Source organism: Streptomyces sp. Y2F8-2 (assembly GCF_014905555.1).
In the GTDB taxonomy this organism is placed as follows: domain Bacteria; phylum Actinomycetota; class Actinomycetes; order Streptomycetales; family Streptomycetaceae; genus Streptomyces; species Streptomyces cynarae.
This window is the reverse complement of record NZ_BNGS01000005.1, coordinates 18,643-37,314: the sequence shown is the minus strand read 5'-3', so window position 1 is coordinate 37,314 and position 18,672 is coordinate 18,643. Positions and strand designations below refer to the sequence as shown.

17 protein-coding genes are annotated in these 18,672 nt (G+C 70.3%); 9 read left to right on the top strand and 8 right to left on the bottom strand.

Annotation, left to right across the window (positions count from 1 at the left end):
• Positions 1-704 precede the first annotated feature (704 nt).
• A complete protein-coding gene (locus SY2F82_RS17810; protein ID WP_236041596.1) occupies positions 705-1,535 on the bottom strand; it encodes a hypothetical protein in 831 nt (276 codons plus the stop codon).
• 39 nt (positions 1,536-1,574) lie between these two features.
• Positions 1,575-2,417 carry an alpha/beta hydrolase gene (locus SY2F82_RS17805; RefSeq protein ID WP_236041657.1) on the bottom strand — a complete coding sequence of 281 codons (843 nt, stop codon included), beginning with the start codon at positions 2,415-2,417 and terminating at the stop codon, positions 1,575-1,577.
• Positions 2,418-2,721: 304 nt separating this feature from the next.
• Here SY2F82_RS17805 and SY2F82_RS17800 point away from each other — a divergent pair, with 304 nt between their 5' ends.
• The 3 genes from SY2F82_RS17800 to SY2F82_RS17790 all read left to right on the top strand — a co-directional run bounded on the left by SY2F82_RS17800 (position 2,722) and on the right by SY2F82_RS17790 (position 5,488).
• Positions 2,722-3,921, top strand: coding sequence for an acetyl-CoA C-acyltransferase (locus tag SY2F82_RS17800; protein WP_200420084.1), 1,200 nt, complete (start codon positions 2,722-2,724; stop codon positions 3,919-3,921).
• Positions 3,922-4,013: 92 nt separating this feature from the next.
• Positions 4,014-4,643, top strand: coding sequence for an HAD family phosphatase (locus SY2F82_RS17795; RefSeq protein ID WP_236041595.1), 630 nt, complete (start codon positions 4,014-4,016; stop codon positions 4,641-4,643).
• Positions 4,644-4,744: 101 nt separating this feature from the next.
• A complete protein-coding gene (locus SY2F82_RS17790; RefSeq protein WP_236041594.1) occupies positions 4,745-5,488 on the top strand; it encodes a TetR/AcrR family transcriptional regulator in 744 nt (247 codons plus the stop codon).
• Between the two features lie 390 nt (positions 5,489-5,878).
• Here SY2F82_RS17790 and SY2F82_RS17785 read toward each other — a convergent pair whose 3' ends face one another.
• Together SY2F82_RS17785 and SY2F82_RS17780 are read right to left on the bottom strand one after the other, a co-directional pair.
• On the bottom strand, positions 5,879-6,544 hold the full coding sequence (locus SY2F82_RS17785) for a TetR/AcrR family transcriptional regulator (RefSeq protein WP_200420082.1): 666 nt from the start codon (positions 6,542-6,544) through the stop codon (positions 5,879-5,881).
• The gene (locus SY2F82_RS17780) at positions 6,541-7,836 is read right to left on the bottom strand and encodes a CdaR family transcriptional regulator (RefSeq protein ID WP_200420081.1); all 1,296 of its coding nucleotides are present in this window, start codon (positions 7,834-7,836) and stop codon (positions 6,541-6,543) included. The genes SY2F82_RS17785 and SY2F82_RS17780 overlap by 4 nt, the downstream gene beginning before the upstream one ends.
• A gap of 188 nt (positions 7,837-8,024) precedes the next feature.
• On the opposite strand from SY2F82_RS17780, the gene SY2F82_RS17775 reads away from it, so the two are divergent.
• The 5 genes from SY2F82_RS17775 to SY2F82_RS17755 are packed head-to-tail and all read left to right on the top strand — an operon-like array spanning position 8,025 to position 12,901.
• Positions 8,025-8,783 carry an ABC transporter ATP-binding protein gene (locus SY2F82_RS17775; protein WP_236041593.1) on the top strand — a complete coding sequence of 253 codons (759 nt, stop codon included), beginning with the start codon at positions 8,025-8,027 and terminating at the stop codon, positions 8,781-8,783.
• Positions 8,780-9,586 (top strand): ABC transporter ATP-binding protein, encoded by an 807-nt coding sequence (locus SY2F82_RS17770; protein WP_200420079.1) that lies wholly within the window; start codon positions 8,780-8,782, stop codon positions 9,584-9,586. The genes SY2F82_RS17775 and SY2F82_RS17770 overlap by 4 nt, the downstream gene beginning before the upstream one ends.
• A 5-nt stretch (positions 9,587-9,591) precedes the next feature.
• Positions 9,592-10,473, top strand: a complete 882-nt coding sequence (locus SY2F82_RS17765) for a branched-chain amino acid ABC transporter permease (protein WP_200420078.1) — start codon at positions 9,592-9,594, stop codon at positions 10,471-10,473.
• Positions 10,470-11,618, top strand: coding sequence for a branched-chain amino acid ABC transporter permease (locus tag SY2F82_RS17760; RefSeq protein ID WP_200420077.1), 1,149 nt, complete (start codon positions 10,470-10,472; stop codon positions 11,616-11,618). The genes SY2F82_RS17765 and SY2F82_RS17760 overlap by 4 nt, the downstream gene beginning before the upstream one ends.
• A gap of 5 nt (positions 11,619-11,623) precedes the next feature.
• Positions 11,624-12,901: an ABC transporter substrate-binding protein gene (locus SY2F82_RS17755; RefSeq protein ID WP_200420076.1), complete on the top strand. Its 1,278-nt coding sequence runs from the start codon at positions 11,624-11,626 to the stop codon at positions 12,899-12,901.
• 80 nt (positions 12,902-12,981) lie between these two features.
• Here SY2F82_RS17755 and SY2F82_RS38975 read toward each other — a convergent pair whose 3' ends face one another.
• Positions 12,982-13,158 (bottom strand): SDR family oxidoreductase, encoded by a 177-nt coding sequence (locus SY2F82_RS38975; RefSeq protein ID WP_374707173.1) that lies wholly within the window; start codon positions 13,156-13,158, stop codon positions 12,982-12,984.
• A gap of 221 nt (positions 13,159-13,379) precedes the next feature.
• Between SY2F82_RS38975 and SY2F82_RS17745 the strand changes: the two genes are divergently transcribed.
• The gene (locus SY2F82_RS17745) at positions 13,380-13,967 is read left to right on the top strand and encodes a helix-turn-helix domain-containing protein (protein ID WP_236041592.1); all 588 of its coding nucleotides are present in this window, start codon (positions 13,380-13,382) and stop codon (positions 13,965-13,967) included.
• A 59-nt stretch (positions 13,968-14,026) separates the two neighbouring features.
• Here SY2F82_RS17745 and SY2F82_RS17740 read toward each other — a convergent pair whose 3' ends face one another.
• The 3 genes from SY2F82_RS17740 to SY2F82_RS17730 form a co-directional block, all read right to left on the bottom strand.
• Entirely contained in the window at positions 14,027-15,643 is a 1,617-nt protein-coding gene (locus SY2F82_RS17740) for a cation acetate symporter (protein ID WP_200420074.1), read from the bottom strand.
• Positions 15,640-16,098, bottom strand: a complete 459-nt coding sequence (locus SY2F82_RS17735) for a DUF485 domain-containing protein (RefSeq protein WP_200420073.1) — start codon at positions 16,096-16,098, stop codon at positions 15,640-15,642. Before SY2F82_RS17735 ends, SY2F82_RS17740 begins: the two co-directional genes overlap by 4 nt.
• A gap of 254 nt (positions 16,099-16,352) precedes the next feature.
• Entirely contained in the window at positions 16,353-18,626 is a 2,274-nt protein-coding gene (locus tag SY2F82_RS17730) for a LuxR C-terminal-related transcriptional regulator (protein WP_236041591.1), read from the bottom strand.
• Positions 18,627-18,672 lie beyond the last annotated feature (46 nt).

The following is an 18,672-nucleotide window of genomic DNA, read 5'->3' as shown; positions in this document are numbered from 1 at the left end:
AGAGGGACTCACATCGCCGCGATCACCGCCTGTTGCGGTCCAGGAGTCGCAACAACTGACCTATCTACACCACGAGTTGATGAAATCCCAGTCGTGGGCCCACCTTCTGCGGGTAAGAGACAGTCGGGACCCCTTTCGCCTCCGCGACGACGTGCCGTGGTGCCGGCCGCCTGCCCGCACCCCGTGTTCCGTGGCGCAGCACCGGCAGTTCGGCGTCGTTGGCCGGCCGTTTCCCGACGCAGCGCTGCCGCCCGGACCTGGAGCAGGTTCCGGGCCACCTCGTACACCCGTGAGACGATCACTCGGAAGGGTTCCGAAGAGCTGTGACGGCTCGCCAGATCCACTGGAACGCCTTGCTGCTCCTCCTCACCACAGGCGGCCTACTGCGCCCGGGCATGTACGGTCATGTCCCCGTGATCCGCGACGCACGCGCCGACTGCGTGCTCTCCCGGCGGAGCACGGCCCTGCGGTCCCGAGCGATGGTCGAACGCTTCCACCGCGGCGGTCCGGCGGAGCGGGGCGGAGGAGAGGCGCCGCAGGGCGCCCGCACGGAGATACTGGTGGGACCAGCCACACAGCGGTCAGTAAACAGGCGAGACACACGGCACGGGCCCGGGTGCCCGGACCGGCCGCCCGCTCTTCTCGCAGGACATGGCCCCAGTTCCACCGGATCGCGCACGAGGTGGAGGAAGAAAGAGGCCTGGTCAGCCGAATGTGAGAAGGCCGGCTTCGACCACGGTGCGGCCGAAGGAGTCTGCGAGTTCGGCGAGACGTTCACAGCCGGCGTCACCCAGGGCGGCGTAGGCGAGAAGGGCCAGACGGTCGGTGCGGTCCTCGATGTGCCGACGCAGGAGTACGCCGTCGTCGCTGAGGGAGCTGCCATCGAGGAGACCTCTCCCACGCAGGCGCTCCGCTGCGTCGGCCCACTCCTCCTCGGGCCATGCGCGAGTCGACTTGAGGACGTCGGCCGGAATCTCACCGCTGGCGGCGTGCAGAATCAGGGCCTCCAGGCCCCCGACGCCCTCGCTCAGCAGGCACGCGACATGGCCGTCTCCGCGGAACTCCCGGAGCAGCGTCTGGGCGTGCCACAGCTGCAGTACCGGCTCCTCCGGCCACGGCAGTGCGGCATGCGCGGCGAACAGCGGGCGGCCCTGCGGGTGTTCGCAGGCGGCCTCGGCGGCCCGGCGGGTCAGCGCCAGGACCTCGTCCAGGGCGGGCAGCTCGTGGATCCCCGCCCTCCGCAGGGCCTCCTCCGCTGCGGCGTACCGCGCGTCCAGCACCTGCTGCGGCGTGGCTGCGTCCCAGGCTCCGTGGAGCGCCCGCCGCACGAAATCGGGGTTGAAGTTGTAGAAGGTCGAGATGACCAGCTCGGCGGACGCCCGGCCGAAGGCGGCGCTCCGGGAGGCGAAGTACCCGGCTCGACCGCTGAGTCCGAGGTCCGCGTACCGTCGCCTTCCCTCGGGGACGAAGTAGATCATGCCGTGTACGGGTTCGAGGCGGCGCCAGGCCGCGCGCGCTGTCTTCAACGGGGACACCTCTTCAGAAGGGTGGGCGATCGGGGTGTGCGCTGCGGCTCAGGACGCGCCGTGCGCTCGCAGATGGTCGAGCAGCAGGCGGTTCAGCGTGTCGGGGGCCTCCTCGGGGATCCAGTGGCTGACGCCCTGCAGGGTCTCGAAGCGGTACGGCCCGTTGACCCATCGTCCGGTCTCCTGTGCGGCCGCCGGGCCGAACGCGCGGTCCTCCGTGCTCCAGACGTACAGCGTGGGCACGTCGATGACGCCGATCGCGTCGTCTGGGCGGCCGGCCCGGTACCAGTTCAGCGCCGCGGTGAGAGCGCCGGGCTGGGACAGGTGCTGTACGTAGGCCTCAGCACTGTCCTGCGGGACCTTTCCGGCGTAGAGGGCGCGAAGCTCTTGGGCGTCGTGGGCGAGCATGCGCTCCTCGGTCGCGGGTGTTTCACGCCAGTCGATCATGTAGTGCGAGCGTTGCCGCTGGTCCTTGTCTGTGCGCAGGGCGGTGGCCAGGGCACCGGGGTGCGGGGTCGAGACAACCGTCAGGGTGCGTACCCGGCCGGGGTGGGCATGTGCGGTCCACCAGGCCACCGCGCCTCCCCAGTCGTGGCCGACCAGGTCGAACACCGCCCAGCCCAGCTCCTCGGTGATCGCGATCACGTCGTCGACGAGAAGGCTGATGCGATAGTCCTCGGGCCGCTGGGGGCGGGCGCCGGGGGAGTACCCCCGTTGGTCCGGCGCCACCACCCGATGGCCGTGCGCGGCCAACGCCGTGATCTGCCGTTGCCACACCAGCCCCGTCTGCGGGAAGCCGTGCAGCAGCAGCACCGGACGGCCCTCGGGCGGACCCGCCACGATCGCGTCGAAGACGCCCGCACCGGTGGAGATCCTCAGCTCGGTCACGATCCACCCTTCATACCGACTGGTCGGTAGGTCTCGGCTCCAGTGGCGGGTGTCAACACCGAGGGCACCGGAGAGCTTGGTTGAACCTGACGTCGATTTCAACTATAACGGGTTCGGGAGGCCGGCTCCAGTCACCCTGCGGCCATGGCTGAGGTCATCGGCCAACGCAGGAGACGGTCAACGACTGCTCACCACGCCCCAGTTGGCGATCGGCCCCACCCACCGGCATCGAGCCCGGTCACGGAGCTCGGATTTCCGGCCCCGAAGCTCCCGGCAGAACCGGACCAACAGCAAGCAGTGAGGCGACATGAGAGAAGCAGTCATCGTTTCGACGGCACGGACGCCGATCGGAAAGGCCTACCGCGGCGCGTTCAACGACACCCAGGCGCAGGAACTCGCCGCCCATGCCCTTTCTCACGCGGTGCGACGCGCCGGACTCGAGGGAGGTGAGGTCGAGGACGTCGTCTTCGGCTGCGCCGCACAGCAGGGCTCCGCCGGTTTCAACGTCGCGCGTCAGGCCGTACTCCGGGCCGGACTCCCGGACACCGTGTCGGGGATGACGATCGACCGGCAGTGCTCCTCCGGCCTCATGGCCATCGCGACGGCCGCGAAGCAGATCGTCGCGGACGGGATGCAGGTCGCCGTCGGCGGCGGGGTCGAGTCGATCTCCCTGGTGCAGAACGACCACATGAACACCCACCGCGCGGCGGATCCCTGGCTCGTCGAGCACAGGCCGAGTATCTACATGCCGATGTTGCAGACGGCGGAGATCGTCGCCGAACGCTACGGCGTGAGCCGGGAACGGCAGGACGAGTTCGCGCTGATGTCACAGCAGCGCACCGCGGCGGCGCAGGAGGCCGGCCGGTTCGATCGGGAGATCGTCGCGCTCAAGAGCGTCAAGAAGGTGCTCGACAAGCAGTCCGGGGAGGTGCGGGACGAGGAGGTCGTCCTGACCCGGGACGAGGGCAACCGCCCCTCGACGACGCTCGAAGGCCTGGCCGGGCTGGCGCCGGTGCTGCCCGACGGTCAGGTGAGTGCGCATTCCAGCGTGACGGCGGGCAACTCCTCGCAACTGTCGGACGGGGCTTCGGCGTCGGTGTTGATGGAGTCGAGGGAGGCCGAGCGCCGCGGACTCGAGCCGCTGGGCGTCTACCGGGGTATGGCCGTCGCCGGTTGCGGGCCGGACGAGATGGGCATCGGCCCGGTGTTCGCCATTCCGAAACTGCTGAAGCAGCACAATCTCACCATCGACGACATCGGCCTGTGGGAACTCAACGAGGCGTTCGCCTCCCAGGCGCTGTACTGCCGTGACGAGCTGCACATCGACCCGGAGCGGTTCAACGTCAATGGCGGCGCGATCTCGATCGGCCATCCGTACGGAATGACCGGTGCCCGCCTGGTGGGCCATGCCCTCATCGAGGGCAAGCGGCGAGGGGTCCGGTACGTGGTCATTTCGATGTGCGTCGGCGGCGGAATGGGCGCAGCCGGTCTGTTCGAGGTCGCCTGAGGTTCCTGTCCCCGCAGCCGACGAAACATGGCTGTCGCCACAGGGGAGGGCGGCAGGCCGATCGAGAGAGAGGCGTCACTACCGTGTCCAACGTGGTGGAAAAGGCCCGCACCGCAGTCCTGGTGGACTTCGGCGGAGTCATCACCTCCAGTGTGTTGCGGGCCTTCACCGAGTTCGGCGCCTCGCTCGGCGGCGACCCGCGCCTGCCGCTGGACCTCCTGGGCCGGGACGAGCCGTCACGCGCCCTCCTGGCCGACCACGAGTGCGGCCGTATCGACGCCGAAGCCTTCGAGCGAGGATTCGCCGAACGGCTCCGCGTCCACGGTGTCGACGTACCGGCCGAGGGGCTCACGGCCCGGATGCAAGCGGGAGTGTCGATCGACCAGGACATGCTCGCGCTGCTCGGTGATCTTCGAGCCGCGGGTCGTCCCGTTGCCCTGGTGTCGAATTCCTTCGGAACCGGAACCTACGACGGCGTCGACCTCGCCGCTGTCGCCGATGTGGTCGTCATCTCCGCCGAGGTCGGGATCCGCAAGCCTTCCCGACGCATCTACACGATCGCATGTGAACGCCTCGGCATCGACCCCGAGGACGCAGTCATGATCGACGATCTGCAGCAGAACCTCGACGGAGCGGCGCGGATCGGAATCGCAGGCGTGCTGCACACCTGCGCCGCCGACACCCGCCGCCAGCTCGCCGAACGCTTCGGCATCACCGCCTGACCGGTCGGCGCACCCATGGCCACGACCTCCGAGGAACCGATGCCGAGGCCGGGCCGAGTCGGCCGATCGGCGAAGCGGAACCCCGCGCCGCCGCCTGCTGCTTGGCCGGCCGCTTCCTGACCATGGCGTCGGACTCAAGTAAGGTTTCCTGGATGGACACCCCTGCCCCCGAGGAGATCGACAGCGAGAAGGCACCGCCCGTGGCGCCCCTCTCGCACCTTCGCGAGCCGCCGACGACGCAGCGCGGAGCGAGGACCCGGGCCGCTTTGGTGAAGGCCGCGCGGAAGGTGTTCGAACGGGACGGCTACCTCGACACCCGCCTGACCGACATCACCAAAGAGGCTCAGTGCGCGGCGGGATCCTTCTACACGTACTTCGCCAACAAGGAAGAGGTCCTCGCCGCCGTCCTCCTGGAGGCGCAGGAGGACATGCTGCACCCCGGCATGGGCCGGGTGCAGGGCACCGACGATCCCTATGCGGTGCTCGAGGCGAGCAATCGGGCGTATCTCGAGGCATACAAACGGAATGCCAAACTGATGGCACTGCTCGAGCAGGTCGCACAAGTGGAGCCGGAGTTCCGTGAGTTCCGGAGCCGGCGCGCCGACGCCTTCATCCGTCGCAACGCCCGCGGCATCGCCGAGCTGCAGGCGCGGGGTGTCGCCGACCGTGAGGTCGATCCGATGATGGCCTCCCGTGCCTTGTCGGGCATGGTCAGCGTCATGGCCTACAACGCCTTCGTGCTCTGCGAAGGGCCGGAAGACGGTACGCCAGTGGACTTCGAGGAGCTCGTGTCCACGGTCACCCGGCTCTGGGCAAACGCCCTGCGGTTCCCCGGTCATCACTGATCTGCCTGGCCGTCGCGCCCGGCGCAGGGGCGTTTCCGACCCCTGGTGGCGGGCGGCTTTCTCTGCGCGGCGACGTGGGCAACAACTGTTGAACCTGACGGGGCGGATGCGCGTGCGCGCTGTCGGACCGGGCCGAAGCGTGCAACTGCCATGCTCCCGGCACCGGCAACAGGCCCTTCCGTGACGGAGTCGGGCGACGTCGCCGCCGACCCGGCATGGGCGGGTCCTGCGCCACTCGCCGTGGGCCGGGACTTCTTCGGCACGCACATCGCTTCCCCACAGCGGCCTGTGGGCCCGGCGCACGTGACCGTCCCCGTCACCAGGCCGACGCGTGCGGGGTCAGGGGCGCCCAGAAGGTGAGGCGCCCTGCCGAGTGACGCACCGGGCGCTTCAGCCGGGCGGAGCCGACAGGTGGATCAGGATGCCGCACACCTCGTCCACGATCTCCCGGGCCTCCGTCTCATCCCCGCAGTCGCCCAGCTCGCGCGCCGCCCCTCCGATGACGGTGGTCAGCACGCTCACCCGCACCCGGCCGGCGCGTCGCCGCTCGTCCACCTTCAGCAGCCGGGCGTTGCGCCGTACCCAGGCGCGGTCCCACTGGCGGCGCAGCGCGTCGAAGCCCGCCGGGCCGTCGTCGTCCGCGAGGAGTCTGCCGAGCCTCCGGTTGTCCCAGGCACCCTCCAGGTACGCCCTGGCCCCTGCCACGAAGAGGACGATGGGGTCGTCCACACCACGGCTGCGCTCGGAGGCCAGCGTGGCCGCGGTCCGGCGCTCCTGCTCCTCGCGGAACTCCTCCCAGAGGGCGAGGTAAAGCCCTCGCTTGCCGCCGTAGTGCTGGAAGAGGCTGCCCACCGGGATACCGGAGCGCGCCGCGATCTCGGTGAGACCGGCGTCGGTGTAGCCGCGCTCGGTGAACACCTCCAGCGCGGCGTCCAGCAGGGCACGCCGGACCGTTCCGTCCTGCCCGGCGTGCCCCTCCGGCAGGCCCGTGCCCCCCTGCCCGCCCTGCAGATGACGTGCCGCCTCGGTCCCGGCGGACTCCACGATGCCGCTCACTGGCAATGCTCACCTTCCCCGGCGCCGTCGCGGATGGCGAGGGCGACCAGTAGTTCCAGGAGGTCGGCGATCCGGCGCGGATTGCGGCCGGTGCGTTCCTCGATCCGGCGCAACCGGTAGTGCGCCGTATTGTGGTGCACCCGCAGCCGGTCGGCGGCCAGCCGCAGATTGAGGTCCGCCTCCGCGAAGGCCCGTATGGTGGCCGCAAGTGTGTCGCCACGTCTGCGGTCCTCCTCCAGCAACACACGCACCCGGGGATCGACCAGCTGGCGGGCGAGGTCGTCGGCACGCAGCGCCAGGTAGTCGAAAGGGGACAGCCGCGGCAGCGCCGCCACCCCGCCCCCGCTCGGCACCAGGTCGAGAGCCGCCCGCGCCTCCGCGTACGCGCGCGGCAGTTCGGACGCGCCCCGGGCGACCGTGCTGATGCCCATGCAGAGCAGGGTGCCCTTCCCCGCGAGCCGCTCCTGCACGGCCTCGAAGTGGGCGCAGATGTCGTCTGCGTCCATGCCCGCCCGGAGCACGGGCACGGCGACCACCTCGCCGTGGCGCACGACGACCAGCGTCCGGCCGGCCCAGGGACCGGCGACGCTGATCGACGCGCTGGTGGCATACCCGTGCTCGGCCGAGGCGTGGTCACCCGAGCGCGTGTCACCGACGCAGACCGCCACGACCGCCATCATCGGCGAGCGGGGTCCGATGCCGTACGCCTGCGCCGCGGCGAACAGCGGACCGCGCGTCGGTGCCACGCCTGCCAGGAGCTGGTCGAGGAGGTCCCGCCGCTCCCGGTCCGCGTCCGCCACCACGTGCTGCTGGTACTCGACGTAGGCCTGCGCGGCATGGGTGCTGGCGTAGTCGACGTACCGCATCAGCGGGGTGACGAGGGACAGTGCGGCCTGCTGGGCCTCGACGGACGTGCCCGCGCAGTCCAGCATCGCGTCCCACATCACCTGCCGGCCGACCCGGAAGGCACTGATCCAGTCTTGAAGGGCGAATCCGGCGCGGGCTCGGCGCATGGCTGCCGCCCGGCTGAAGACCAGGTCTTCGGCAGCGATGTCGCGGTCGCCGGCCAAGGCCGCCAGCTGCATCCGGTAGTGCTCGAGCACCTGCTCCCGTACGTCATCGAAGAACCGTTCGTCCTGCAGCGCGTACGACGGGATCTCCGCGCGCATCACCTCGACGGCGGTCTCCGCCACCTCCTCGACCCGGTCGTGGACGGCATGCAGGATCCGTCGCCGCTCCCGCAGGAGGGGTTCGGAGAGTTCGGGGGCGCCCAGGGCAGGACCGCGAGGCATGAGGCCGATCGTCGCCGTCCGTCTCGTGCTCCGTCAACAGGCTCGGCCCGAGACATCTCCCGGCACCTGTGCGCGGCGCACAGTTCGGTGACCGGCAAGTTGGGTGCTCACACCCAATGTGCGGCTGGAACGCCCCCACCTACTGTGACGCTCGCCCACCCCCCAGCACGTCGGAAGGGGCGTCACTCATGCTCACGGTCGACGGTATCACCGTGCGATTCGGCGGGATCACGGCACTGGACGGTGTCGCTTTCACCGTCGGGCCGGGCACCGCCGTGGGACTCATCGGGCCGAACGGAGCCGGCAAGACCACCTTGTTCAACTGCCTCACCAGGCGCTGCACTCCCGACAGGGGAGAGGTGCGGTTCGAGGACGAGGACCTGCTGGCCCTCCCTCCGCACGCAGTGGCCGAGCGCGGCATCGCCCGCACCTTCCAGAACCTGGGCCTGTTCCCGCGGCTCACGGTCCGGGAGAACGTCATGGTCGGCGCCCACAACCGGGGCCGCACCGGACACCTCGCCGCGGCGCTCCGGCTGCCCCGCGTCCGGCGGGAGGAGAGGGAACTACGTGACCAGGCGGACGACTTGCTACGGCGGCTCGGCCTGGCGGGCGTCGCCGACCACCCCGCCTCCGGCCTGCCGTTCGGCACGCTCAAGCGCGTCGAACTCGCCCGGGCGCTCGCGGTACGGCCGCGGCTGCTGCTGCTCGACGAACCCGTCAACGGGCTCAGCCACGGCGAGGTCGGCGAATTCGCGGATCTGGTCCGGTCGGTGCACCAGGACTTCGACCTCACCCTCGTGGTGGTCGAACACCACATGGGGTTCGTGATGGGCCTGTGCGACAAGGTGGTCTGTCTCGACTTCGGCCGCAAGATCGCCGAGGGCGCGCCGGAGGAGATCCAGCGCGACCCTGCGGTCATCGAGGCGTACCTGGGGGCGGCGGCATGAACGAGCCCACCACCGACCGCACCGAGGCCCCGGCGAGTGCGGAGCCGGACTTCCTGAAAGTTGCCGGCCTGCACGCCGGATACGGCCAGGCCCGCGTGCTGCAGGGCCTCGACTTCTCCGTCGCCCGTGGCGAGGTGTGCGCGATCCTCGGACCGAACGGCGCGGGCAAGACCACGACGCTGCGGGCGCTGAGCGGCATGGTCCGCGGCCGCGGCTCGGTCACCCTGAACGGCACCGAGCTGCTGGGCCGCTCGCCCGAGCAGGCCGCCAGGCTCGGCGTGGCGCACGTCCCCGAGGGCCGGGGCACCTTCAACGACCTGACCGTCGAGGAGAACCTGCGCATCGGCGCCCACCTGCGCACTCGCCCTCGGCGGCGGGGCCGCGGCGAGCGTGCGGCCGTGGCGGCCGACCTGGAACGGATCTACGGCCACTTCCCCAGGCTGCGCGAGCGGTCGCGGCAGGCCGCCGGCAGCCTCAGCGGTGGGGAGCAGCAGATGCTCGCCATCGGCAGGGCCCTGATGCTGCGGCCCGCGCTGCTGCTCCTGGACGAGCCGTCCCTCGGGCTCGCGCCGCTGGTCACCCGTGAGCTGTTCGAGATCGTCCGTGCCGTGAACGAGGAGGAACGCACCACCGTGGTCGTCGTCGAGCAGAACGCCCAGCTGGCGCTGGACATCGCCCACCGGGCGCACGTACTGGAGGCCGGCCGTCTGGTGCTGTCCGGACCGGCCGCACGGATCCGCGAGGACGGCCAGGTCGCCGAGGTGTACCTGGGCGTCTCCGTCCTCTCTCGCAAGGCCGGGTGAGTGCCGTGACCGATCTTCTCCAGCAAGTGGTGGAAGGACTGGGCTCCGGCGCGGTGTACGCCGGCCTGGCGCTCGCCCTGGTGCTGATCCACCGATTCACAGGGATCGTCAACTTCGCGCAGGGCGAGCTGGCCATGCTCTCGACGTACGTCGCCTGGCAGCTGGTGGCGTCCGGGATGCCGTTCTGGCTGGCACTGCCTGTCACCCTCGCGGTGTCCTTCGCCGGCGGCATGCTGGTCGAGCGGATCGTCATCCGCCCCGTGCAGGGCGCGCCCGAGCTGACGGTCGTCATCGTCACGGTCGGCCTGTTCATCTTCGTCAACGCACTGGCCGGCCTGATCTGGTCGTTCACCGTCAAGGACTTCCCCCAGCCGTTCCCCGACGGCGGGACCGACCTGGCCGGGGTGCGGGTGGACTGGTCGACGCTCGGGATCCTCGGTGTGGTGGCCGTCGTGATGGGCCTGCTGTATCTGCTCTTCCAGCACACCTCCATCGGCCTGGTGATGCGGGCGGTCGCCTGCAACCCCTCCTCCGCCCGGCTGTCGGGCATCCGCGTGGGCCGGGTACTGATGCTCGGCTGGGGGCTGGCCGCGACGGTCGGCGCGGTGTCGGGCGTGCTCGTCGCCCCGGTGCTGTTCCTGGAGCCCAACATGATGGGCGGGGTGCTGGTCTACGCGTTCGCCGCGGCCACCCTCGGGGGCTTCGACAGCCCGCTCGGTGCGGTCGTCGGCGGCCTGTTCGTGGGCGTCGCCGAGACACTGACCGGGGCGTACGTGGACGTGATCGGTGCCGATCTGAAGGTGGGCGTACCCCTCGTGATCATTCTGGTGGTGCTGCTGGTGCGGCCCCAGGGGCTGTTCGGACGGGCGGCGGTGGAGCGCGCATGAGCACGATCACAGCGGCACTCGGCACCGACCGGGCCCGGCGGCTGCGGGCCGCGCTCACCCTGCTGCTCGCGGCGGCGGCCGCCGTCGGCGCACCCTTCTACTTCGCCCCCTTCCAGGTCTTCCAGCTGACCATGGTGCTCCTGTACGCCGTGGCGCTGGCCGGCCTGAACCTGCTGGTCGGCTTCGGCGGGCAGATCTCGCTCGGACACGGCGCGTTCTTCGCGGCGGGGGCCTACACGGCGGCGGTCATGCTCGACCGGTACGACACCGGACACCTGGCCACACTGCCGGTCGCGGCCGCCGGATGCTTCCTGCTGGGCCTCGGGTTCGGAGTGCCCGCCCTGCGGCTGCGCGGGTTGTACCTGGCCCTCGTCACCCTCTCGTTCGCGGTGTTCCTGCCGCCCTTGCTCAAGCGGCTGGAAGCGGTCACCGGCGGCTCCATGGGCCTGACCGTGGACAAGCTGCAACCACCCGCGTGGAGCGGGCTGGCCGAGGACCAGTGGATGTACTTCGTCGTCCTCGCCGTCACCGCGGTGGCCCTGCTGCTCGTCCGCAACCTGCTGCGGTCCCGGGTCGGCCGGGCACTGCGCGCGGTGCGGGACAACGAGAGCGCCGCCGAGGTGATGGGCGTGCGGCTGTCGCTGCACAAGGCCCTCGCCTTCGCGTGGAGCGCGATGTTCGCGGGTGTGGCCGGGTGTTTGTACACCTGGGTGATCGGCTTCGTCTCGCCCGACTCCTTCAGCTTCGTTCTGTCCGTCTCTCTGCTGGCCGGCCTGGTGGTCGGGGGGCTCGCCTCGCTGTACGGGCCCCTGCTGGGCGCGGCGTTCGTGATGTACGTGCCGAGCGTTTCGCAGGATCTCAGCGAGGCGGCACCGGGAGTGGTGTTCGGTCTGCTGATCATCACGGTGATGTTCGTGGCCCCGACCGGGCTGGCCGGTCTGCCGAGCCGTGTTCGGAACGCTGCCGCCCGTCGCCCGACCCGCACCACAGCCACCCTCGAGCGGACCCCGGAGGCCGAGTGCGCCCCCGACGCGGAGCCGGAGCCCCGGAGCGCAACCGGACCCCCGACGCCCCCCACCCCTGGGGACCCCGCAGTTGTCGACGCCGAACCCGTGGGCGCACCGCCCCGCACGGAAAAGGAATGAGCCACATGCGCAAGACCACCGCACTGCGGGCGGCCGCAGCCGCTGCCGCCGTCCTGCTCACCATGACCGCCTGCAGCAGCCGGCGAGGGCAGGAGGACCAGGACACCGCCGCCGGCGGTGCCTGCAAGGGCCAGCAGACCACCGGCATCACCGACAAGACCATCAAGCTGGGCGGGATCTACCCGCTGTCGGGACCCGCCTCCGCGTACGGGACGATCAGCAAGGGCGTCGCCGCCTACTTCGAGTACGTCAACGACAAGGGCGGCATGGACGGCCGCAAGGTGCAGTTCATCGTCCGCGACGACGGCTACCAGCCGCCCAAGGCGGTCGAGGAGGCCCGCAGACTCGTCGAGCAGGAGAAGGTCTTCGCCGTGTTCCAGACCCTGGGCACTCCTTCCACGGCGGCCGTGTGGGACTACCTCAACAAGCAGAAGGTGCCGCAGCCCTTCGTCGCCACGGGCGCCTCCGTATGGGGCACGGACGACAAGCATCCCTGGACCATCGGGTGGCAGCCCAACTACGTGGCCGAGGCCCGGGTCTACGCCAAGTACCTCAAGGACGAGCGGCCCAAGGCCAAGGTGGCGGTCCTCTACCAGAACGACGACTTCGGCAAGGACCTGCTCGGCGGGTTCAAGAAGGCCGTTGCCGGCAGCGGCGTCAAGGTGGTCGCCGAGGAGAGCTACGAGGTCACCGACCCGTCCGTGTCGGCACAGATGGCAAGCCTCGCCCGCTCCAAGGCGGACGTGCTGCTGGACGTCACCACCCCCAAGTTCGGCAGCCAGGCCCTCGCCGCCGACGCCAGGAACACCAAGTGGAACCCGCTGCACATCGTGAACAACGTGGCCTCGTCCGCCGCCGTGCTCAAGCCCGTCGGGTTCAAGAACGTGCAGGGCGTGGTCTCGGCGACCTACTTCAAGGACCCCGCCGACCCGCAGTGGGCGAACGACCCCGACGTGACGACCTACCGGAACGCCCTGCACAAGTACGCCCCGGACGCCGACCCGGCCAACCAGTTCAACGCCTACGGCTGGGCCGTCGCCGCCGGCCTGCACAAGGCCCTGGACGCGATGAAGTGCCCGACCAGGGAAGGGCTGCGGGACGCGGTGCGCCATCTGAAGGACGTGAAGGTGGGCCTGCTGCTGCCCGGGGTCACCATGTCCACGGGCCGCGGCGACGCCTTCCCGCTCGAGACCATGCAGCTGATGCGGTTCAAGGGCGAGCGGTGGCAGCTGTTCGGCGAGCCGGTGGACACCCGCAAGGAGTTCGGCCCACTGACGAAGTGAGACGGCGGGGGCGGTCCCCGGTCGATGCCCTGACCCCTGGGGACCGCCCCAGCCTCGCGGAACCGACAGACGTGGCATGCTCAGACGGTGCTCAACCCTCCGTCCACCATCAGGCTCTGCCCGGTGATGTAGGAGGCGCGGCCGGGGAGCAGGAAGCGGACGGCTTCGGCCACCTCCCGGGCGGCGGTGCCATGGCGGGCGACGGGCTCCGCGCCTTCCGCCGGGCGCTGAGCGCGATACGGGACCTGTTTGTTCATCGCCGAGGCGACCGTAGGGCGAAACCCGAGCCTCGTCGTGGACCACACCACGTGCCTGTGGGAGCCGGCGGACATGGCGAGCAGCAGCGGTGAAGCGGTCTACGGACCGGACCCGGGCCACGCCGCGCCACACGGTGGGCGGGACCGCCGCTGCCCCACCGGGTTCACTGGGCTTACATTGCATCAGCAGGTCAGCGCGCGACATCGGAGAGCTGCTCGCCGTGCCGTCCAACGTGCTCGTCCTGCGTGACGTCCACCTGTTGGGCGACCAGCTGCGCAAGCGCCTGAAGAACCTGTTGACGCACCTGGACGGCACCGCCACCGGGCAACTGGTCCTGACCGGCCAGCCGTCGATGGTCGGCACCGACGACCAGCTCGACCCGCTCTGCGGCGTTCTGGTGGAGGTGCTGCCCCTGCGCCATCGCCACGGGGACATCGAGTACCTGGCGCGGTTCTTCCTGCGCAAGTACCGGCCGGGCGGTGAGAGCAGGTTCTCCCCGGAGGCCCTGACCATGCTGCAGCGATGCCCCTGGCCGGAGAGCGTCCGGCAGCTCGAGTCGGTGATGCGCGCACTGGCGCGGCGGCCTTCCGGCCCGATGATCCATGCGGAGGACCTCCCGCCGGAATGCCGGGTGTCCTCGCACAAGGTCCTGACCACCATCGAGGCGCTCGAACGCGACGCCATCCTGCGCGGGTTGATGGAGCACAACTCCAACGTGCAGCGCACCGCACAGGACCCCGGTATCTCCCGGGCCACGATGTACCGCAAGATGCGCCGTTACGGGATCGTCCCGTCGAGCCTGACCTGACGGGGCGGACTGCAACGGCGGCACCAGAACCGCTCGTGCAGCCCGCCCCGCCGCTGTGGCTAGTCGGCTGCGGCGAGCAGCCGCGCCTCGCTCTCCTCGTACAGCCACCGGGTCTCTCGGCTGTCCGCGGCGCGGCGCCGGTGGTCCAGGCGGCTGCCCAGCCAGCCGGCCAGATAGCCGAACGGGACGGAGACCAGTCCGCTGGACTGCATGGGGAACAGGTCGAAGTCGGCGTTCGGGAAGACGGCGGACGGCGTGCCCGAAACGGCCCTGGAGAAGACCATCAGCAGCAGCGCGCAGGCCGCACCGCCGTAGAGGGTGGCAAGCAGGCCGGTGCGGGTGAATCCTCGCCAGAACAGGGAGTAGGTGAGCGCCGGCGCCACCGCCGACGCCCCTACGCAGATCGCCGCGGTGGTGAGCACGCCGACGTCCCAGTTCTGGACCACGGTGGCGAGCCCGATGGCAATGGTTCCCACGGCCACGCTCGACCATACCGCCACCGTCATCTCCGTACGCGGCTCCGCCTGCCCCCTCCGCGCCGCATGGGCGAACAGGTCGTGGGCGAGCGAGGAGGCCGTGGCCAGGGTCATCCCCGCCACCGACGACAGCAGGGTGATGAAGACCATGCCCGCCACGGCCGAGTACAGAATCGTCGCGCCCGCGGAGCCGGGTGCCCCGCCGAGCGTCTGCGACAGCATCAGCACGGACGTCCTGCCCTGAGGGTCGGCCGCGGTGATGTACCGCGATCCCACCAGTGCCGCCGCGCCCGTACCCATGATGATCACGATCAGGCAGAACGTGGTGACCGTGCCGACCGCCCACGACATGGAGCGCCGCACGGCCGGCACGTCCTGCGCGGAGTACAGACGCATCGTGATGTGGGGCAGGCAGGCCACGCCGAGGACCACAGTGATCTGAAGACCGATGAAGTCCAGCCGCTCACCGGCCGAGGTGCCCAGCTGAAGGCCCTGCTGGAGGAAGGCGGGGCCCGCACCGCTGCCCTGCTGGGCGGCCCTGAGGAGTTCGTCCGGGTTCCAGTGGAAGCGGTTGAGGATCAGGACGGCGACGACGGCGCTGGTACCGATCAGGATCACGATCTTGATCATCTGGATCAGCGCGGTCCCTCTCATACCGCCGATCGCCGCGTAAACGATCATCAGGCTGCCGACGATGACGATGCACGCCGTTCTGGCGCCCGCCACGTGCGGGATGTTCAGGATGAAGGTGAGCAGTGACCCGGCTCCGGAGAGCTGGACGACCAGGAAGGGCATGGTCGCCGAAAGCGTCACCAGGCAGGCGGCGACACGCACGGCCCGCCCGGGCATGTTGCGGGCAAGGACGTCGCCCATGGTGAAACTGCCGGCGTTGCGGAGGGGCTCGGCCAGCAGGAACATCAGCAGTACCAGAGACAAGGCCGTGCTGACCGCGAGGACATAGCCGTCGTATCCGGCGAGCGCGACGATGCCGGTGGTACTCAGCACCGTGGCCGCGGAAATGTAGTCACCCGCGATGGCCAAGCCGTTCTTGAGCGGGGTGAGCGAGAGGTAGCCCGTGTAAAAGTTCGCCAGGTCGTCGCGGTCCGGTCCCGCCATCACGCACATCAGCAAGGTCAAGGTGACCAGGGCGGTGAAGAGAAGGAGAACGGACGCCTGCGTCCCGGAGCTGAAGTGGTTCATCTCGCCACTCCCGCGTTCCGGCCGGCGGGGACCGTCCGCTCCCTGACGGCGCGGGCCAGCGGATCCACCGAGCGTTGTGCGCTGCGTCCGTACCAGAAGACCGCCGCGAAGGTGACGACGAGTTGGAGGACCCCCAGGGCCATTCCCAGACTCAGCTCCCCGGCGATCTTGCACCCCATCAGGTCCGGCGCACAGCAGGACAGCAGGACGTACACCACGAAGGAGCCGAGCGCGGTCAGCGTGGAGATCCGGCGGAGCAGGCGGTATGCCGACCGGAGTGCGGTGAGGTCGGCGTGGCGCGCAGGCGCCTGGTGCGCATACGGCTCGTCCCAAGCGGCGCGCCCGTACCAGTCGTTTCGGGAGATGTCGGGCCCGTACGACTGGGACTCGGTGCGGGGCGGCTGCCATCCGGGCGGTCCTGGTGGCGGGTACTGGTTCTCGTCGGCGTATCTCATCGCCTGGCCTTTCGCTGCGGCTCTGATCCGTGAGGGTGAACGGGAGAAGCACTCCAGGTCACGCACCGTACCGACTGGTTGGTATTCCTGTGAGTATCTTGGTGGTCACGTTTCGGGGTCGATGCGGTTCCCCCGGCGGAGATCGGCCGACGGCGGCGGATCGACGAGCGGGGTCGAGAAGGATCTTTCGGACACCGGCGAGGCGGCTGTTCAACCGGTCCTGTGCCGCGACGCCCGCTGAGTGTGGTGACGCGTCATCCGGACGTGTCCTCGGCCCTGGTTCGCGCGGCCACCCACAGGGCGATCTGCGTGCGCGACCGCATGCCCAGCTTGTCGCGCACCTTGTCCAGGTGCGTGGCAACCGTATGCGTCGAAAGACCGAGCCGTTCCGCGATCTGCCGGTTGGTCAGCCCGTCGGCGACGAGCTCGGCCACCATGAACTCCCTCCCGGTGAGCTTGGACCGGTCGTCGACGACCGCTACGGCGCCGGTCGTCGCTCGGCGCTCCTCGCTCCTTGTCCGCAGCGCGTACGCGACAAGCCGATCCCCGCGCAGTCGGCGGCCGCCACTGACGGCTGCCTCCCGAGCAGCTGCCGGCAGCTCTGTCCTGGCACGAGCCACCGTTCCCTCCACCTGGCGTCGCCACGGAGCCTCGGACACGGTGTCGAGTCGGCGGCGTGCCTGCGCGCTCGCCTCGTACAGCAGGAGGGCTCGCCGCATGTCACCGCATTCGGCGGCCACGAGAGCCAGGCCCTCCACCGGGTAGAGCGCGTGAAAACCTGCTTCGGGGACGATCCGCAGCACTTCGGCGAACAGCGCCTCGGCACTTTCCAGATGCCCCAGAGCCAGCCGCACGGCGCCCGCTGTGTGCAGAGCGGCCGCGACCCGCGTCCAGGGGGCGTGCTCCCTGAGCACGGGCAGACAACGGGACATGAGCTTGTCGGCCTCCAGTGCCCCGCCCGCTTGGAGCAGCGCCCACGCCAGGTGATGGGTGCACCAGGCGGTGTCCTGGGGTCTGCCCAGCGTGGCGACGACATCAAGGCCCTCACGCAGATCCGCGACGGCCGCGGCGAATTCCCCTCGGCACAGCCGCGCCGCGGCCCGCGCGTCCAAGGCGTTGGCGAGTCCGGCGGGGTGATTGCGCGTGCGCTCCATGGCCACCGCCTGCTCGCCGAGGCGCAGCGCCTGTGCCAGGTCGGCCCGCTGACAGGCCACGCGCGCGGCAAGCGCCGCCACCGCCCCGCCCAGCGCTCGGCCGCCGGTTTCCCGCAGCAGACCCGTCAGCAGCGCGCGTGCGGCTGACGGCTGTTCCTGCTCGTAGCGCACACGCGCCAGTTCGAGTTCCAGTCGTGGGCGTGAGGTACCGTCGCGGACGGTGATGTCGGCCAAGGCCGCCGCGAGATTGTCCCGCTCCACGGCCAGCGGGCTGCCGGCCTGGTCGGGGAACACCTCGTCACCGGCCCGGTCTGCCAGTCCGTTGAGCCACTCGAGGACCCGGTGCCTGGTGACGTGCAGCTCGCCGGATGCGAGCAGGCGCTCCAGGGCGTAGGCGCGGATGGCGCTCAGCTGTCTGAATCGTGCGGTTTGCGCGTCTCCTCCCGAGTGACGTGCGATCAGGGACTTGGCCTCGAGGGCACACAGGATGCCGAGTATCTGCGACGGAGCGATGCCGTCACCGGCGCAGACCGCCCGCGCCGCAGCCGTGTCGAACCCGCCGACGAAGACAGCAAGACGCCGGAAGACCGCCTGCTCGGCCGGATCGAGCAGTCGGTGGCTCCAGTCGATCGCCGCGGCCAGTTCGCTGTGGCGCCCGGGCCCGGTCCTGTGTCCGCCCGTCAAGAGGGACAGCTGGGACATCTGGTCGTCCAGTCCTGCCAGGATGTCACTCAGCGGAAGAGTTCCGGCCCGGCGTGCCGCCAACTCGACGGCGAGCGTCAGGCCGTCCAGTCTGCGGCAGATCTCGGCAACCGTCCGGCCGTTTCCGCGATGGAGCGTGAATCCTGGTGAGCAACTGGAGGCCCGTTCGACGAACAGCCGGACGGCGTCCGCCCGCAGCAGGACCACCGGGTCGTCTTCGGCATCGGTCGGCGGCAGCGACAGCTCACCGACCCGGAGCACGGTTTCCCCGGGCACCCGCAGGGCCTCTCGACTGGTGGCCAGGATCCGCAGCCGGGGGCAGTGACTCAGCAAGGTCGCGATCAGCCGGGCGCACGGATCGGCCAGGTGCTCGCAGTTGTCCAGGATCAACAACCGACGGGCGTCGCCGATCGCGTGGACCAGGACGTCGACACCGGACCGTCCCGCCCGTTCCCCCACGGCCAGCGCGGCGGCGACGGACTGTGCGAGCGCGGCGCCGTCGTGCAGCGCGTCGAGTTCGACCAGGTCCACCCGCCCGTGGCGGCCGGGCAGGCCCTTGGCGAACTCGAGAGCCAACCGCGTCTTGCCGACGCCGCCGGTACCGGTCAAGGTCAGGAGCCGTGACGTCCTCAGCAGGGTGCGCAGCCGCGACAGCTCCGCCCGTCGGCCCACGAAGGAGTCGAGGGCCCGTGGCAGACCGCGGCCCTGGGCCGCCGGG

What these genes read in the sequence shown, in the direction of transcription:
- SY2F82_RS17760 (WP_200420077.1), top strand. Translation starts at nt 10,470, where the DNA reads ATGAGCACGATCACAGCGGCACTCGGCACCGACCGGGCCCGGCGGCTG.
- SY2F82_RS38975 (WP_374707173.1), bottom strand. Translation starts at nt 13,158, where the DNA reads ATGAACAAACAGGTCCCGTATCGCGCTCAGCGCCCGGCGGAAGGCGCG.
- SY2F82_RS17770 (WP_200420079.1), top strand. Translation starts at nt 8,780, where the DNA reads ATGAACGAGCCCACCACCGACCGCACCGAGGCCCCGGCGAGTGCGGAG.
- SY2F82_RS17780 (WP_200420081.1), bottom strand. Translation starts at nt 7,836, where the DNA reads ATGCCTCGCGGTCCTGCCCTGGGCGCCCCCGAACTCTCCGAACCCCTC.
- SY2F82_RS17775 (WP_236041593.1), top strand. Translation starts at nt 8,025, where the DNA reads ATGCTCACGGTCGACGGTATCACCGTGCGATTCGGCGGGATCACGGCA.
- SY2F82_RS17735 (WP_200420073.1), bottom strand. Translation starts at nt 16,098, where the DNA reads ATGAGATACGCCGACGAGAACCAGTACCCGCCACCAGGACCGCCCGGA.
- SY2F82_RS17755 (WP_200420076.1), top strand. Translation starts at nt 11,624, where the DNA reads ATGCGCAAGACCACCGCACTGCGGGCGGCCGCAGCCGCTGCCGCCGTC.
- SY2F82_RS17740 (WP_200420074.1), bottom strand. Translation starts at nt 15,643, where the DNA reads ATGAACCACTTCAGCTCCGGGACGCAGGCGTCCGTTCTCCTTCTCTTC.
- SY2F82_RS17800 (WP_200420084.1), top strand. Translation starts at nt 2,722, where the DNA reads ATGAGAGAAGCAGTCATCGTTTCGACGGCACGGACGCCGATCGGAAAG.